Annotated in this window: 16 protein-coding genes; 2 read left to right on the plus strand and 14 right to left on the minus strand. The window is 63.9% G+C overall.

What is annotated here, in order from left to right; genetic code table 11:
- Positions 1-29 precede the first annotated feature (29 nt).
- From GGR62_RS02450 to dinG, 8 genes are all read right to left on the minus strand, one after another.
- Entirely contained in the window at positions 30-713 is a 684-nt protein-coding gene (locus GGR62_RS02450) for a response regulator transcription factor (protein ID WP_002808458.1), read from the minus strand.
- Positions 714-784: 71 nt separating this feature from the next.
- Positions 785-1,096 carry a hypothetical protein gene (locus GGR62_RS02455; protein ID WP_221229009.1) on the minus strand — a complete coding sequence of 104 codons (312 nt, stop codon included), beginning with the start codon at positions 1,094-1,096 and terminating at the stop codon, positions 785-787.
- Between the two features lie 340 nt (positions 1,097-1,436).
- Entirely contained in the window at positions 1,437-2,444 is a 1,008-nt protein-coding gene (gene dusA, locus GGR62_RS02460; protein WP_184406408.1) for a tRNA dihydrouridine(20/20a) synthase DusA, read from the minus strand.
- A 453-nt stretch (positions 2,445-2,897) separates the two neighbouring features.
- Positions 2,898-3,119 (minus strand): hypothetical protein, encoded by a 222-nt coding sequence (locus GGR62_RS02465; protein ID WP_184406409.1) that lies wholly within the window; start codon positions 3,117-3,119, stop codon positions 2,898-2,900.
- 720 nt (positions 3,120-3,839) lie between these two features.
- Positions 3,840-4,415: an ankyrin repeat domain-containing protein gene (locus GGR62_RS02470; RefSeq protein ID WP_184406410.1), complete on the minus strand. Its 576-nt coding sequence runs from the start codon at positions 4,413-4,415 to the stop codon at positions 3,840-3,842.
- A 57-nt stretch (positions 4,416-4,472) separates the two neighbouring features.
- Entirely contained in the window at positions 4,473-5,978 is a 1,506-nt protein-coding gene (gene katB / locus GGR62_RS02475; protein WP_184406411.1) for a catalase KatB, read from the minus strand.
- An 82-nt stretch (positions 5,979-6,060) separates the two neighbouring features.
- Positions 6,061-6,327, minus strand: coding sequence for a hypothetical protein (locus tag GGR62_RS02480; RefSeq protein ID WP_184406412.1), 267 nt, complete (start codon positions 6,325-6,327; stop codon positions 6,061-6,063).
- A 159-nt stretch (positions 6,328-6,486) separates the two neighbouring features.
- Positions 6,487-8,622, minus strand: a complete 2,136-nt coding sequence (gene dinG, locus GGR62_RS02485) for an ATP-dependent DNA helicase DinG (protein WP_184406413.1) — start codon at positions 8,620-8,622, stop codon at positions 6,487-6,489.
- A 194-nt stretch (positions 8,623-8,816) separates the two neighbouring features.
- On the opposite strand from dinG, the gene GGR62_RS02490 reads away from it, so the two are divergent.
- Positions 8,817-9,716: a hypothetical protein gene (locus tag GGR62_RS02490; RefSeq protein ID WP_184406414.1), complete on the plus strand. Its 900-nt coding sequence runs from the start codon at positions 8,817-8,819 to the stop codon at positions 9,714-9,716.
- 340 nt (positions 9,717-10,056) lie between these two features.
- Here the strand turns inward: GGR62_RS02490 and GGR62_RS02495 are convergent, their stop codons facing one another.
- Genes GGR62_RS02495 through aroE form a run of 3 tightly spaced genes read right to left on the minus strand, consistent with a single transcriptional unit; the run spans position 10,057 to position 11,496 of the window.
- The gene (locus tag GGR62_RS02495) at positions 10,057-10,284 is read right to left on the minus strand and encodes a hypothetical protein (protein ID WP_184406415.1); all 228 of its coding nucleotides are present in this window, start codon (positions 10,282-10,284) and stop codon (positions 10,057-10,059) included.
- Entirely contained in the window at positions 10,281-10,610 is a 330-nt protein-coding gene (locus tag GGR62_RS02500; protein WP_184406610.1) for a hypothetical protein, read from the minus strand. Before GGR62_RS02500 ends, GGR62_RS02495 begins: the two co-directional genes overlap by 4 nt.
- A 34-nt stretch (positions 10,611-10,644) precedes the next feature.
- Positions 10,645-11,496: a shikimate dehydrogenase gene (gene aroE, locus GGR62_RS02505; protein WP_184406416.1), complete on the minus strand. Its 852-nt coding sequence runs from the start codon at positions 11,494-11,496 to the stop codon at positions 10,645-10,647.
- A 52-nt stretch (positions 11,497-11,548) separates the two neighbouring features.
- Between aroE and GGR62_RS02510 the strand changes: the two genes are divergently transcribed.
- Positions 11,549-11,722: a hypothetical protein gene (locus GGR62_RS02510; RefSeq protein WP_184406417.1), complete on the plus strand. Its 174-nt coding sequence runs from the start codon at positions 11,549-11,551 to the stop codon at positions 11,720-11,722.
- A gap of 408 nt (positions 11,723-12,130) precedes the next feature.
- On the opposite strand, the gene GGR62_RS02515 is transcribed toward GGR62_RS02510, so the two are convergent.
- The 3 genes from GGR62_RS02515 to GGR62_RS02525 form a co-directional block, all read right to left on the minus strand.
- On the minus strand, positions 12,131-12,544 hold the full coding sequence (locus GGR62_RS02515; RefSeq protein ID WP_184406418.1) for a hypothetical protein: 414 nt from the start codon (positions 12,542-12,544) through the stop codon (positions 12,131-12,133).
- A gap of 3 nt (positions 12,545-12,547) precedes the next feature.
- Entirely contained in the window at positions 12,548-12,922 is a 375-nt protein-coding gene (locus tag GGR62_RS02520) for a hypothetical protein (protein ID WP_184406419.1), read from the minus strand.
- Between the two features lie 493 nt (positions 12,923-13,415).
- A complete protein-coding gene (locus tag GGR62_RS02525; RefSeq protein WP_184406420.1) occupies positions 13,416-15,935 on the minus strand; it encodes a sulfite reductase flavoprotein subunit alpha in 2,520 nt (839 codons plus the stop codon).
- Positions 15,936-15,945 lie beyond the last annotated feature (10 nt).

Genomic DNA, 15,945 nt, shown 5'->3' on the forward strand with positions numbered 1-15,945 from the left:
CTGATCTTCCTGTTTGCCGACGCGCGGACTCAGCCTTCTGTACGCGGAATGGCGAAGCGGTAACCGCGACCACGCACGGTTTCGATCGGCTTGAGCTCACCATCGGGGTCGAGCTTCTTGCGCAGGCGACCGATGAACACTTCCAGCACGTTCGAATCGCGATCGAAATCCTGCTGATAGATGTGCTCGGTCAAATCGGCCTTGGACACCAGTTCGCCCGCGTGCATCATCAGGTACTCAAGCACCTTGTACTCGTAGCTGGTCAGATCGACATTGGCGCCGTTGACGCTCACCGTCTGCGCAGCCAGATCCAGGGCAACTGGCCCACACTCAAGCGTCGGCTTGCTCCAGCCAGCCGCACGCCGCAGCAGTGCATTGACACGTGCCAGCAACTCTTCGACATGGAACGGCTTGACCAGGTAGTCGTCGGCGCCCTGCTTGAGGCCTTCGACCTTGTCCTGCCAGCTCGAACGCGCGGTCAGGATCAGCACCGGGAACTTCTTGCCTTCGTCGCGCAGCGCCTTGATCAGCTCCATGCCCGACATCTTGGGCAGGCCAAGGTCGATGATGCCGACATCGAATGGGACTTCGCGGCCCATGTACAGGCCTTCCTCGCCGTCTTGTGCAGCGTCGACCGCAAAGCCTTCACGCTTCAGGCGCGCGGCGAGCGTCTCGCGCAGCGGAGCTTCGTCTTCGACCAAAAGGATACGCATGCACTCTCCCTAGTTACGTTATCGGCCATCGGCCTGGGAATTTATGAGACTGAACGTACGACTATCTACGTTCAGTGGTTATCGTTGCGTGGTGGTGGCGCGTCCGGCGGTGCCGGGTTGCGCGGCGGCGGCGCATGCATCTGCTCCGACTCGTACACGGTGTGCACGCGCCCATCCTTCATGTATTTGACCCGATTGAGGTTGCCGCCATCGAACGGCACCCGCTCGGCCCCGAGAATCTGTCCGCCGGTGGACCGCTGCACGTGCCGGATGGTGTCCGATAGCGTACGGCTATTGGCGCCGCCACGCGCGGATGGCGGCAGCGCCTCGCGACCGCCCTGCGACATCGGGTAGCCCTGGCTCCACGCCGACGGCGCGGCCATGGCGACCCAGAGGGCTACCAAGGCGACATGGCGAGTGCGGCAGAGCGGCTGGGTCACAAACGAATCCTAGCGGGTTGTTCAGGAACATTCAAAATTCGTGAATCCGGTCACGCATGATGCGCTGGGCCGGACCTGGAATTGAGCCAAATTCTTGATTTTTCAGGGTGAATCCGATCTGAACTTTTTAGCTAAGCATTAACGCCGTTCAGTGAAATGAATTCCGTGAGCCACTGTGCATCTTGTTGATGGGCTCATCCTGACGTCACCTTGCTGCTCCCGATCGACCGACAACGGCGATCCTGGAAGGCACGTTCAGCTAATGCAAGCTTCGGGCCGAAGCTCAGGCAACCACGCGCCAGGGGCGGTCATCGGTGCGCTGCAAGGCCTGTTCGACCAGATCCCAACCGGCACCCGGGCGGTGCGCGCCCTCGCTCAGCACCTGCCGGAATATCCGTCCGCCCGGCTGTCCATGAAACAGGCCCAGCACGTGCCGGGTGATGTGCTTCAAGGCCAGGCCCTGCTCCAGCTGGGACTGCACGTAGGGCCGCAGCGCACGCAACAAGGATTCGCGCGACTGCACGGCACGCTGATGCAACGCCGCATCCAGCCGGTGCAGCACATACGGGTCGTGATAAGCGGCGCGGCCGAGCATGACGCCGTCGGTGTGCTGCAGGTGGTCCAACGCGGTGTCGACCGCAGCGATGCCTCCGTTGAGGACCACTGGCAGGTCCGGCCGCTCCCGCTTCAGGCGATACGCCCAGTCGTAGCGCAGCGGCGGCACTTCGCGGTTTTCCTTGGGTGAGAGCCCCTTGAGCCAGGCGTTACGGGCATGCACCACCACCATGGCTGCGCCGGCCGCCACCACCTGGTCGACGAAGCTGGCAAACGCCGCATAGTCGTCATCGTCGTCCACGCCAAGGCGGCATTTGATCGTGATCGGCAGCGTGGTGGCCGCGCACATGGCGGCGACGCAGTCGGCCACCAATGCCGGCTCGCGCATCAGGCAGGCGCCGAAGCGTCCGGCCTGGACGCGGTCGGACGGGCAGCCGCAATTGAGGTTGACCTCGTCATAGCCCCATTCCTGCGCGATCGCCGCCGCCTGCGCGAGCAGGGCCGGCTCGCTGCCGCCCAGTTGCAGCGCGAGCGGATGTTCGACCGGATCGAAACCGACCAGCCGCGCACGGTCGCCGTGGATCACCGCGTTGGCATGCACCATCTCGGTATACAGCCGTGCCGAGGGCGCCAGCAGGCGGTGGAACACCCGGCAATGGCGGTCGGTCCAATCCATCATCGGGGCGACGGACAGGCGCAGGGAATCGGCGTACGCAGTGGACGGGGAAAAAGTCATCGACAATGGGCCGCGCACGTGGCGGCCTGGAATGCAGAGCAGGATCAATAGCTTACACGGCAGGCGCTGAATCTGCGGCAGCCCGGCGTGGCAGATGGGCGCCTTGCTGCCGGACCTGCCCGACGATCATCTGCTCGTAGCGCCTGGCGATTGCACCCTACCTGCTGGCCGAGGTCGACCCCTGCACGCTCGGATCCCGCTGGAGCCGCGCTTCGGCGGCCAGCATTACGGCAGCTTACTTACCGTCCAGAGGTGCGAACATCGCGTTGGTGTTGTTTCCGCTTGCTTGGCTTGCCGCATGCGAGCGCTATCGGATCGCGTCGCTGCGGAACGCGCAGTGCCTTGTGGCGTTTGCGTATGCACGGCAAACGCGCTGCATCATCAGTGACGAGCGGAGCTTCTTTCGTCAGCTGCTGGGGCAAGCGCTGTTGCGCTCCCCCAATACCACCCGTCTCAGCTGCGGATGCTGGCGCGCTCTTCAACGCTCAGCGGCTTGCCCAGTGCGTGGTAGGAGGCCAGCAGCGTGATCAGGGCGGTGCCCAGCACGGTGTAGAAGCTCCACGAAGTCGCCAGCACATGCACCTGACCGAACACCAGGGCGACCACGGCAGTGGCGGTGCACAGCACCATGGCCAGCAGGGACATCAGAAAGGGAATGGAGGGATCGAGCTTCATGGGCCGGGGGGTTCCGTGTGCGATAGCGGAAGCATCGGCGCTTACGACGTTTTCTTGAACTGTTTTTTGTGCTTTTCCGAGCCGGATGCCAGGCAAGTCAGCGCACGCTCAGTTTTATGTCAAACCCTTGGCGCACAAGGGTTTGCGCGCCAGCAAAATTCCGCCACTGCGGTCGAAGAACCACCACTTTCGCCAAACTTCCAACGCGGCAGCGGCGGAAAACCGGCAGCGCGGCAAACGTTGTTTTTTGGCAACCGGAAGGCCGAAGCGGCGGCGTGGCGATCGGCCACCCGCATTTCCGAGCCACGGATGCACAGACGCGCTGGCTGGGCGAGCGCCGACGACCAGCAGGAGCGCGGGTGTCCTGGGCGAACAGGGTGTCCTGGGAGAACTGGCCGATACCGATAGACACCGGCTGCACGTGCTGCACGACACCGCGCGCAGGGCGCAGGGCATGGCGGCCGATTCGATCCTCGCCATGCCACCGATCCAGGCGGGCCTGTCACGGCTGGCACGCCAAGGCCTGAGGTCGTCGTCGCCATGCGGTTTCCTGGGCGGCCTGTGCACACCGGTGAAACTGAAAGCCCACCTGGAATCAGCGTGCAGGGCACGTAGGTGATGCAGGGCAGAGGCAGACAGGCAAAAACGCGCGGCCCCGGCGTCGCAACGCGCAGCGGGAGGTTGCGCCAGATACACCGCAGCCCGGCATTGCAGCCGCGCTCAGCGAGCCGGCGCGGTGGCGAATTCGCCGCGTTGCAGCTTGGTCACGTCGTTGCCCTGCCCGTCCTTGAGGCTGAGGTCCGCGCCCTTGGCGGCCAGATCCTTGAGCACATCGGTGCGCTGGAACAGCGCCGCGTACATCGCTGCGGTCTGGCCGGCGTTGTTGCGCTGGTCCGGGGCGCAATCGGCCTGCATCAGGCGCCTGGCGATGCCCAGCTCGCCCTTGAAGATCGCGCCCATCAGCGCGGTGTTGCCACGCTTGTCCTGCGCGCAGGGATCGGCCCCAGCGCTGAGCAGTTGCTCCACCGCCGGGCGCTGGCCGTGATACGCGGCCAGGATCAAGGCGGTGTAGCCCTTCTCATCGCGGGTGTCGAGGTCGTAATGGGAGCGGATGAACTCGGCCAGCATGTCCTGGCGTCCCTCGCGTGCCGCGTCGAAAAAATAGTCGCGCAACTGCAGCTTGATCTGCTCGGGCGTGGTCACCGCGTTGGTGGCACTGGCAGGCACGGGCGCGGGTGAGGCGGCGTTGGCACCTGCAGACAAGGTGCCAAGGATCAGAAACAGCAACGTGCGCATGGCGCTCTCCGAAGCGAGGACGGCACTGCGGCACGGGCCGCAGTGCCGTCGGGTGGATCAGTCCTGCAAGCTGGAGGCCAGCTGCTTGACGCGGGCCAGGTCGCCCTTGGCAACACGGGCTACACCGGTGCCGTACTCCGGGTCGGCCTTGTACAGGAACGACAGCACCAGGTGCTTGCTCTCGGTGTCCGTATTGGCCAGCGACTCGCCAAAACTCTGCACCAGGTCGGCGCGATCCTTCTTGCTATAGGACCGATACAGCTCGCCGGCCTGCTTGAAGTTCTGCTCGCGGGTGATCTTGGCCTGCTGGGTGGTGCCCGACAGCGGCAACGCGCTGTAACGCGCTGCGGTGTCCTGCGGACGCGGCTCCAGACGGCTCGGCTCGTAATTCACGCCGCTGGTGGTATGGCCGTTGTTGCCTTCGCCATCCTGGTTGCCGTTGTTGACCGCCACCCGCGGACGGTTCACCGGCAGGTTCAGGCCGTTGGCGCCGATGCGATACAGCTGGGTGTCTGCGTAGGAAAAGATGCGCCCCTGCAGCAGACGGTCTTCGGATGGTTCGATGCCGGGCACCAGGTTGGCCGGCGCCATCGCGACCTGTTCGGTCTCCTGGAAGAAGTTGTCGACGTTCTTGTTCAACACCATCTGGCCGACCTTCTGCTCCGGCACATCCGGCCAGATCTTGGTGGCGTCCAGCGGGTCGAAATCGAACTTGGCCAGCTCTTCGGGCTTGAGCACCTGCACGTACAGATCCCACTTGGGGTAATCGCCCTGCTTGATCGCGCCGACCAGATCGTTGGTCAGGTGGCTGTAGTCCTTGGACTGGACGGCGGCAACCTGCTTGGGATCGAGGTTCTTGATGCCCTGCAGCGTTTTCCAGTGGAATTTGACGTAATGCACTTCACCTTGCGCGTTGACCAGCTTGTAGGCATGCACGCCGTTGCCATCCATGAAGCGGTAGCCGGCCGGCGTGCCTTCGTTGGAATACAGCAGGGTCAGCGTGCGGGTGGATTCGGGCACGTGCGAGAAGAAATCGAAGCGACGCGCGTCGTCGTCCAGGTTGGTGCGCGGGTCCGGCTTGAACGCATGGACCATGTCGGGAAACTTGATCGCATCGCGGATGAAGAAGGTGGGGAAGTTGTTGCCGACCAGATCCCAGTTGCCTTCGCTGGTATAGAACTTGGTGGCGAAGCCGTGCGGGTCGCGCAGCGTTTCAGGCGAGTGATTGCCGTGTACCACCGAGGAAAAGCGCACGAACACCGGGGTCTTTTCGCCGGCGCTGAACACCTTGGCCTTGGTCAGGCTGGACAGATCGGCGGTGGCGGTGAATTCGCCTTTGACGCCGGTGCCGCGTGCATGCACCACGCGCTCGGGGATGCGCTCACGATCGAAACGCTGCAGCTTCTGGATCAGTTGCACGTCCTGCAGCAGCGTCGGGCCGGTGGCACCTGCAGTCTGCGAGTTCTGGTTGTCGCCGACCTTTGCGCCGTTGTCGCGGGTCAGAACGGATTGCGCGAAGACCGGCGGGGCGATCAGTGTCGGCGCTAGCAGGGCTAGCACCATGAGGGAACCTGGGCGCATGGCGTCAGCTCGTGTTGAGGGAGCTGAATCATGGCCAGCAAGCCGAAGCGAGAGAAGTCATTCGTTATGATCGCTGCGATAGGCGAATGTGATCGGTGCCGTTTTGCGTGATATGCATCGCTAAATGCTGAGGCAGTGGGTTGCAGATACGTCGCCTGTTCGCTTGACGATCACATTGATGCCCCGTGCATTCGTTGATGCCATTGCGGAGGCATTGCAGGCAATGCTGCGCTGCACGTTCGAAATGCCTGGCGTGATCGTGCAGCGCTTGCTTGTTGAGCGCCGTCTCTTCGCTGAGCGCATCCTGTCGGGTGGCGCACTGCGCATCCATCTATCAATCCAGCGCAGCGATGCCCGTCGTTGGCACTGCGTCGATCGATGGCGCGTGCCAACAGCGGATGCGCTGCCGATCATCTGTAGCAGCTGCGGCGCTTGCACAACGGGCAGTGGCTGCCTCCATGCAGGATCTGCACGGAGGCAGCACACTCGATCAACGTCCGATCACCCGCTTGAAAGGCGGCAGCGCGTCGATGATGCGCTTGCCGTAGCGGCGCGTGAGCAGGCGCGAGTCGAGGATGATCACGCGGCCGTGGTCGTTGGAACTGCGGATCAGCCGGCCGGCGAATTGCGTCAACGTGCGCAGCGCATGCGGGATGGCGATCAGGTTGAAGGCGTTGTGGCCGCGGCTTTCCAGCCACTCGCTCAAGGTGGAGGTCTGCGGGTCGGTCGGCACCGCGAACGGCACCTGGGTGATGACCACCGTGGTGCAGGCATCGCCGGGCAGATCCAACCCTTCGCCGAACGAGTTCAAGCCGAACAGCACCGAGCCCTCGCCTGCCGCAATGCGACGCATGTGTTCGGTAATCAGTTGCGACTTGTTGCCCTCGCCCTGCACCAGCACGCGGTTGCGCTGCGCCAGCGGCATCAGGTCGGCGACCTTTTCCATCTTCCAGCGCGAGGTGAACAACACGATGCTGCCCTTGGCGTTCCAATCGAGTTCGCGCACCAGATAGCGCGCGACTTCCTTTGGATGCCCTTCGCGGTCGTCGGGGGTGACCGGAAAATTGGGCACGATCAATTCGGCCTGATTGGGCAGGTCGAATGGCGACGCCAGCGAGGCCATCTCGGCATGATCGGGTAGGCCGTTGTCGATGGCGAACGATTGGAAATCACCGCCGCCGGTCAAGGTGGCCGAGGTCATCACCACCGAATCCACTTCGTTCCAGATCATCGTGCGCAGCACCTGCGCGGCCGACACCGGCGAGCAATGGCAGATCAGATCGCCGTCGCGCGAGAGGGTGATCCAACGCGCCATCGGCGGCTGGCCTTCCTTGTCTTCGCGTCGCCAGCCGCTCCACAGATTGTGCTGCTGCTCGGCCATCTCCAGCGCCAGGCCAAGACTGCGCTGCAGGCGCTCGCGCGCCGAATCGTCCTGCTTGCCCTTGGCGATCGCGCTGTGCGCGGCATGCACCCAGTTGAACAGCGCGCGGGTCTCTTCGCCGAGCTCTTCGATCGCCGGGCCCCACTGCGGCGGCAGCTTGCCGTTGACCGCGCGCCACAGCGGATCACGCTCGCCGGGCTCGGGCTTCCACACGCGTTCGACCTCGGCGTGGAAGGCCTTGAGCAGTTTGGACACGCGCGCGGCCACCTCAATGGCCTCGTTCGGCAGCAGGTTGCCGAGCTTGTCCTTGTCCACTGCGCGGTAGGCCGCGGCGATGAGGATCTGCATCCGGCCGGTGCGCTTGGCCATTTCGTCCAGCGGCAGATTCGCCGCGCCCTGGTCGATCGCCACGCCGGCGATGTGGTGGCCTTCGTCGAGCACCAGCAGCATGTCGGCAGGCGCAGCGATCAAGGGCTGGCCATTTTCTGCATCGCCCAGCGACAGCGACGACAGCAACAGGGCGTGATTGGTGACCACGATCTGCGCTTCGCGCACGTCGGTGCGCGCCTTGAGCACCGGACACTGTGCGGCGTAGCTGCAGCGGCGACCGGCACAGCCGGAGGCGGGCGTGGTGATGCGCAACCGCAGCGGGACCGAGATCTGTTCGGGCGCATCGTCAAGATCGCCGTTCCAGCTGCGCTCGGCGTAGGCCTTGGCCAGGCGCTTGGCCAGGTCGGCGTCGGCCGGACTGAGCGGGCGGTCGTAGAGCACCTGCTCGTCGTCAAACATGCCTTCCTGGCTGGTTTCGCCCTGCAGCTCGGCGGCGTTGCGGGTGCACAGGTAGCGGGTGCGGCCCTTGGCCAACGCCACGGTCGCTTCCAGGCCGGTGGCCTTGAGGAAGGCCGGGATGTCGCGCTCCACCAGCTGCGATTGCAGCGCCACGGTGCCGGTGCTGATCACCAGCTTCTTCTTGGTCGCCAGCGCGATCGGCACGCCGGCGGTGAGATAGCCCAAGCTCTTGCCGACACCGGTGGGCGCTTCGGCGATGCCGATACCGCCGGAAGTGGCCAGCGCGCGCGAGACCAGGCCGATCATCTGGCTCTGCGCCCGCCGTGTGGCGAAGCCGGGCGTATTGGCCTGCAGCTTGGCGTATGCCTCGCGGATGCCGGCCTTGATCGGGTCGGTCAGGCTGCGCTGGGTAGGAACGGGCGCGGACGGCGCGGCCGGTGGGGCAAGGTCACTCATCGCGCTATTTTCGCACGGACCGGCGCCGCGGCTGCGACCGGCGCGCCGCGCAGCTGAATCTGTTCGCCTGGGCGTCGCCACTGCCTGGATATGGGGCTAGCGCTCTGAAGGCAAGTTATAGTTTTGGCTCAAAGAACGGGCCCGACCCTGTTCTGGCACCGCCAAGCACATTTGCAGGGGCTGGAAGCATGAGGATGCCGAACATCAAGAAGGGCCATGAGGGCGCTTTTCCTCTTGCCAAGAAAGCTGATTTCGATGTACGTCCACATGTCCTGTGCGACGACCTTCGCGCAGAGATATATCCGGACACGTCCGATGAATTGGCTCGATTTTACTTCCTTGATAAAAGCTTTCGCGATTTCATCGAGCATGATCTTTTCAGCAAGCCGTTCTTCCGAAAATCCATGATTGAAAGCTATAGCGAGGAATCCACCGACCATTCAAGAAGGTTGACGCTTGACTACCCGTGGGGTGAAGTTTTCATTACCGTACATCCGTGGGCCGGCCCGAGTACCAGCGAAGAAAGTTCTGCATTTTCCACCTTGATTTCGACTGGCAACCCGCCGTCCGAAGCATCCCTGGCCTATTACGTGCAAATGTCGCTCGACCAGCACGCGATGCTAGGGTTTTGGGAGGACGAGCGATGCGACCGCGTCCCCGATGCATTTCTGGGCAAAACGCCGCTAACCGATCTTGTCGAGCTCGCCGCCGCCAATCCTTCGATCTTGTTCGGCTCGGAAGGGTTGGCCACTTATCTGAAGCCTAGCGACCATATCAAGGGGCTGGAAAACATAGCCGCTGAGGTCTTCCTGGCATCCGGGGAATATTTCAAAGACAAGAAAGACTTGATCCCCCAGTCCGCGCTATACCTGTGCAGATATTCGGAATGCGTCAAGCGCGTTTTAGAGATGCGTGACAACAAAGATGCAGATTTCGAATTCTGTCTTGCATATCTCCTGGATGTTATGGAGTTAATGGGAAACGGCATGTTCGGCTCACCCGTTCGCCTTGATGATTTCAGTCGGTACGGACTGGCTGGTTCCATACAGATGCCGGATTCACTGGCAACACCACGAAGCTGGAAATACGCTTGAACTGCAAGTCAACGCCTTGATCGAGGTGATAGCGGTTTTTCGGTTCGCCCCGGACGATTGCAGTGTCCTGGAATGGCAATCGGCGCTTGAAGATGGCTTCACGACTAGCCGGGTGGTCAAAGCCTGGTGGCGCACGCTATCGCGTGTCAGCGCCATCTGATACATACAGTGTGACCAAGCGTTCGACAGCGCCGCCGCGCGCACGCGAATTTGCCAGCAGGACGTAGCAAGCACCCGTTCGCTGGACGCGTTGACCGCTCAGCAAAGCGCGGTGCAACACGCGGCGATCAGACAAGCGCACACCAGCCACAGTCGCTTCGCGGTCAACACCGCAGTGCGGTCAGGGGCGACGCGGCCAGGCGTAGCGCGTCCACACCACGCCGATCGCCAGCATCAACGCGCCGGTGACCAGCATGCCGACGCCCACACCGGTCGGCCCGAAGCGCGCGTACAGGCCGCCGCCACGATTGACCTCCGCCAACGTATCCGGATGCAGCAGCGTCCAGACACCCTGACCGGTGCAGACAAGGCCAATCACCGTCAGCGCCAGCGGCTTGGTCGGGATCATCGGCGCTCGCTCGCTGCGGGCGACAACCGCTGCAGGCTGCGCGCCAGGGTCCATACCAGCATGCCGATGCCCACGCTCTGCACGACCGTCAGCACCAAGCGCGACGCGCCCAGCACCGAGGCGATCTGGCGCGCATTACCCTGCTGCAGCAACAGGACGGGAATGACCTGAAAGGCAACCTCGCACAGCACGCAGCCAAACAGCAGCCACACGGCTGCCAGGCTGGTGCGCCTCGGCGGCACGCGCGGGGCGCGCCACAGCAGCACCACGCCGAGCAGCAGGGCGATCAATAGCGGCACCCGCGACAGCAGGCTGGTCACCAGCATCAGCAGGATCTCGGTCGTGGTCACCGTGCCGGGCTCAGTCAGCGCTGATCAGGACGGACTCGCGCGCGCGCAGCGCGGCGTAGACCGGGTCGGTGTCCGGGCGCACGCCGTGCCACAGCGAGAAACTTTCGGCAGCCTGTTCCACCAGCATGCCAAGGCCATCGATGGCGTAGCGGCAGTGCGCCGCACGTGCCCAGGCCAGGAACGCGATGGCGGTTTGGCCGTAGTTGAGATCGACTGCAGCGGTGAGGCTGTTGACCAGCCCCAGCGGCATCGCAAAGGCACCGGCGTCACGGTCGCGTCCGGCGGCGGTGGCGTTGACGATCAACTCGAAGTCGCCCAGATCGCGCAGGTCTTCGATGTAGCGCGACACCACCCGCCCCGGCTCGCCAAGCGCATCGCACAGCGCGTCGGCACGCTCGGGCGAGCGGTTCACCACCACCATCTCGGTGATGCCGGCCTCCAGCAACGCCGGCGCCACACCCCGCGCGGCGCCGCCGGCACCCAGCAACAGCACGCGGCGGCCGCGCAGGTCCAGCCCGTGGCGGTCGGTGAGGTCGCGCACCAGGCCGGCGCCGTCGGTGTTGTCGCCTTGCCACTGGCCGTCGTTGCGCACCAATGTGTTGACCGCACCGGCAAGCCGCGCGCGCTCACTCAGGCTGGCCGACAATGCGCAGGCGGCCTCCTTCAGCGGCAGCGTCACGTTGGCGCCCTTGCCACCTTCCTGGGCGAAGCGCTCCAGCGCGGCGGCAAAGTCCTCCGGCGGCGCATCGATGGCGGTGTAGTCCAGCGCGATGCCGGCCTGCTTCCCGAAGTCGGCATGGATGGCCGGCGACAGCGAATGGGCGACAGGGTGACCGAACACGGCATAACGGGATGCGGGCATGAAACGCTCTCTGGTTGACTGGACTGTGCGCGACGTGAGGCAGGAACACCCCATGCAACGTCGCTGGACGCTGCTGGCGCTGGCGGCAAGTTTACGCTTGGTCCCGGCCGCGTCGGGACTTGCCGAGTTCGGCAGCCAGGGCATGGACCTGATCTCCACGCCCGGCAACGCCACGCCCGGGCGGCCAGCGCATCGCGTGGGCCAGCGACCGCCAGCGGGCGGGTGACTGGGTCTACGGCAAGCCCGGCTGAGCGGCAGGCGGCGGCAACAGGCGCAGCCCTTGCCGATCGACACCGCGCGGAGGAGCGCGCGCCACTGTCCGCTGGCAACGGCCGCTGGCTACGGCTTGCCTCGGATCACCCAGGCGGTACCGGCGGCGCGGAGTTGTCTCGCGCGACGATGGATATGCAGGGCCGGATCGATGCTGTGAAATCGTTGGGAGCGGCGATCTACAGCTACGGCAGCTAACGTTCCCTCTTACTTAACCTAGAACATCTCATGGTCAGATAATCGATACCCCGATGAATGCGACTTGCAACGCGAACCTCTCCACGGCACCCCATCAAAGCAGTAGCTCAATCGCCGATTTACCCTGCGCAAAATGGCGACACTCCAGTCAATGGAGAAACCCACTTCATTGACCAGGCATATCCGAGAAGCTGATCGGCGCATTACTCGACTGGATGCGAATTCGAGCGCCCGGGAGAAAGTAAATATCGTACTCAGCGCCATCGGGAATATCTATTTCCACCTCATCCTCAGTCTCGTCACCGAATAGACTTGATACTGAAGGAGCCAAGCCGGTAGGGGGAGTGATCTCGGCCAGAACATCGCTGGATAGATAAAATACACCTTTGACATATAGCTTGACCGGCTTCGACTGCAGGCTCTCTTTGGTGAGGACCCAGCGCCTACCCTCTGGAACGGTTACCTCCTCCCCATTTTGCGCAGAGACGACACGCGGACTTGAGTCGGCCGCGAGCAGTGGAGGCAGGGAACAAAGAGAGAAAATGACAAAAATGAATACCCTGGCCGCGTAGAGTTTCATCCCTCACTCCTGCTCGAGCAATAATGCTTCCAACGAATCGTAGGCAATTACTCTTGAGCCGCGGCGTATCACAACATCACCTCCCGCCAAATCATTGAACGTGATATCGAACCTGCCGGAAATTTTTATCTTTTTCTTGCTTCCAAAAACGATGGACCCATTGAGACCGATATCGGGCGTACTATATTCACCTCTCTCAGTAACCCCGCCAAAACGTCTCGCATTCAATTGCTTGATGCGGAGCCCTTTTTCCTGGGTGACATCGTACTCGTCTTGTGCCTTTACAGTGACAGCGGTGTCTTTCGCCACTGCGCCGCATGGGAAAATGAAGGAGGCTGCGAATAGAACTGTGAAAAACCGTAATGAAACGAGCTTCATATCACCCCCGAGTCCTTTATCTGCATCATTCAATAACGCGCGCTTTCTAAGCCGAACGCCTGGAGACCTTGCATCCTCTCCGTCGTATCACCAGACGCTGCGAACCTGCGGGCAGCATATGTAATTACCACGTTCAAGCCACTTGCGTAACAGACCATTTTGAATGCGTTTTTTAGCGAGGAAAAGGATTTCAGTCGTCAGCAGGAACGCTACCGTGCTGGATACGGCCACGCCAGGCGAACGCTTGATTATCGGCAGCATATCCCTGCGGCGTGCGGGGCCGCTGGATATCTAGCGGACAAAGACGTCGTGGTGGGTGCCGATACCAGCTGCCGCCAAGGCGCAGCCCATTGTCGCGCCGTAGCAGACGTGACGCACCCGCGCAGCCGTGTATTGCTGCAGAACTGCGTAGTGAGCGCGATGGGCGCACGCTGCCGAACCTGAAGATGCGCACATCCGACGCAAGCCGCCCTGCAGCCGCCGACGCGCGCGCTCAATACACATCGCGCCGATAACGGCCCGCTGCGGTCAGCGACTCCAGGCGCGCCTCGCCCAGCAATTCGCGCAGCGCGGCATCGACCTCACGCGCCATGCTGTCCAGACTGCCGCACACGTAGATCACCGCGCCGCGATCGATCCAGTGCCGCAGCGTCTCGCCGGCGTCGCGCAGTTGGTGCTGCACGTAGCGCTTGTGCGGCTGGTCGCGCGAGAACACCCAATCGAGCTGCTGCACGTGCCCGCCGGCGTGCCAGGCCTGGAGCTCGTCGGCGAACAGGCGATCGTGCGCGGCATGACGTTCGCCGAACAGCAACCAATGCCCATGCACGCCGGCCAGGTCGGCCTCGCGCAGCAAACCGCGCAAGCCGGCGATCCCGGTGCCGTTGCCGATCAACACCATGGGCGCCGATGCAACGCGATGGAAGCCGGGATTGGTGCGCAGCCGCGCGCGTATCGGCGCGCCGACCGCTGCGTGGCAGATCAACCATCCCGAGCCCAGGCCGGGACTGCCATCGGCACGCCTGGTGAGCCGCACCACCGCCATCGCCGTGCCATCGGCCGGCACACTGGCCAGCGAGTAGTCGCGCGTCGGTAGCCAGGCGCAGGCATCCAGCCAGCTCTGTGGATCGGGATGCGGCATTGGCGGATGCGTGGGCGGCTCCGGCAACACGCGCTCGGCGGCGGCCTGCTGCAGCGGCAGCAACTGCGCATCCACATGCACCAGCGCATCTGCTTGCAATCCCCAGGCCGCCAAGCAGGCACGCACCTGGGCGTGGGCATGGGCGGACTGCACTTCCAGGATATCGCCGGCCTGCCATTGCGCTGCCGGTGGTGGCTGTAGCTCGATCCGCCAGATCGGCGCGCCTTCGCTGCCCGGGTTGAGCTGCGTGCGCGAGGACAACGTCCAGTCGGCCAAGGTCGGCCGTGTCAGCGCCGCCGCCGTGACCGGCGCACCGGCGATCTGCCCCAGCTGCGCATTCCATTGCGCCAACGCCTGCGGGTCGACGTTGTCCATTTCCACAGCGGGAAACAGCGCACGTGCACCCTGCCCGTCCAACCAGCGTTCGATCCGCCGCGAGAACCCGCAGAACTGCGCGTACTGACGGTCGCCCAACGCCAGTACGGCATAGGCCAACTGCGGCAGCGGCATGCGCTGATGCAACAACTCGCGCTCGAAACCGCGTGCGGCATCCGGCGGCTCGCCATCGCCGTAGGTGCTGACCACGAACAGCGCATGCCGGGTGCGCTGCAGGTCCTGCGCTTGCAACTGCGCCAGCGAGCGCACCTGCACCGGCAGGCCGGCGGCCTGCAGATGCCCGGCCGCCTGCCAGGCGAGCCGTTCGGCAAACCCGCTCTGGCTGGCGAACCCGATCAACCACGGCTCGGCCTGCGAAGCCGGCGGCGTGCCTTGCAGCAGCTGGCGTGCGGCGCGCAGTGCGCGCTTCTTGCGACGACGATCCAGATACAGCATCCAGCCGGTGACGAAGAACACCGACATGCCGACACTGGCCAGCATCACCACGATGCGCCCCGGCAGGCCGAAGAAACTGCCCGAGTGCAGCGGAAACATGCTCACCAGCAGCTGCTGGCCGCGTGGCAGCACTGCGTAGTCCTGCCGACGCAGCAACGCACCGCTGACCGGATCGATTTCCAGATTGTCGTAGGCGCGGTCGTGGTCCGGTTTGTCGGCGAGAAACCGCACGCTCAGCGATTGCCCGGCACGCGGTGGGATGCGCAGATCCAGCGCCGCGTGATGCGTCGCCGGGGTAGCGTCGAGGGTGCGTTGCACCGCTGCGAAATCCACCGTCGCCGGGCGATGGTCGCGGCTGTCGCTACGCATCGCGGGCTCTTTGCCGAGCAAGGCCGCCATGCCATCGCGGTACCACGTGTACGACCAGGTCAGCCCGGTCAACGCCACCAGTAGATAGACCAGCAGACACCAGGTGCCGAACACCGCATGCAGGCTCCACAGAAAACTGCGGCCCTGGCGTCGCCATTCCACCACCCACCAGGTCCGCAGACTCCACCAGCGCCTTGGCCAACGCAGATACAGGCCCGATGCGCAAAAAAACAGCAGGATCAGCGTGCTCGCACCGGTCACCGCCTGGCCCCGTTTGCCGGCGGTCAGATGCCGGTGCAGGTCTTCGATAAAGGCAAACGCTTCGCTCAGACGCGGCGCGGCGACTTTTTCACCCGTGTACGGATCGAAGTACACGCGGCCGCCGCCCTTGGCGGCCAGGCGTGCGTTGGACGGACGCTTGCCGGTCGGGTCGATGAGCATGCGCGTGACCGCCTGCTGCTGGCCCAGATCGAGCCGGCGCAGCAGCACATCCACCGGCAATGGCCGCTCGCCTGCCGCATGCCGTTGCGCCAGCTGCGCGATGGCCGGATTGGCCACCCGCACGATCTCGTTTTCGAAGGACATCAACGCGCCGGTGAGCCCCATCACCGACAGCACCAGGCCGGCAGTGATGCCGAGCAGCCAGTGCAGTTGGAACAGCAGCGTTTTGATCAAGACCGGAGCA

The sequence above is a fragment of the Xanthomonas sp. 3075 genome (assembly GCF_014197275.1).
Classification (GTDB): domain Bacteria; phylum Pseudomonadota; class Gammaproteobacteria; order Xanthomonadales; family Xanthomonadaceae; genus Xanthomonas; species Xanthomonas campestris_B.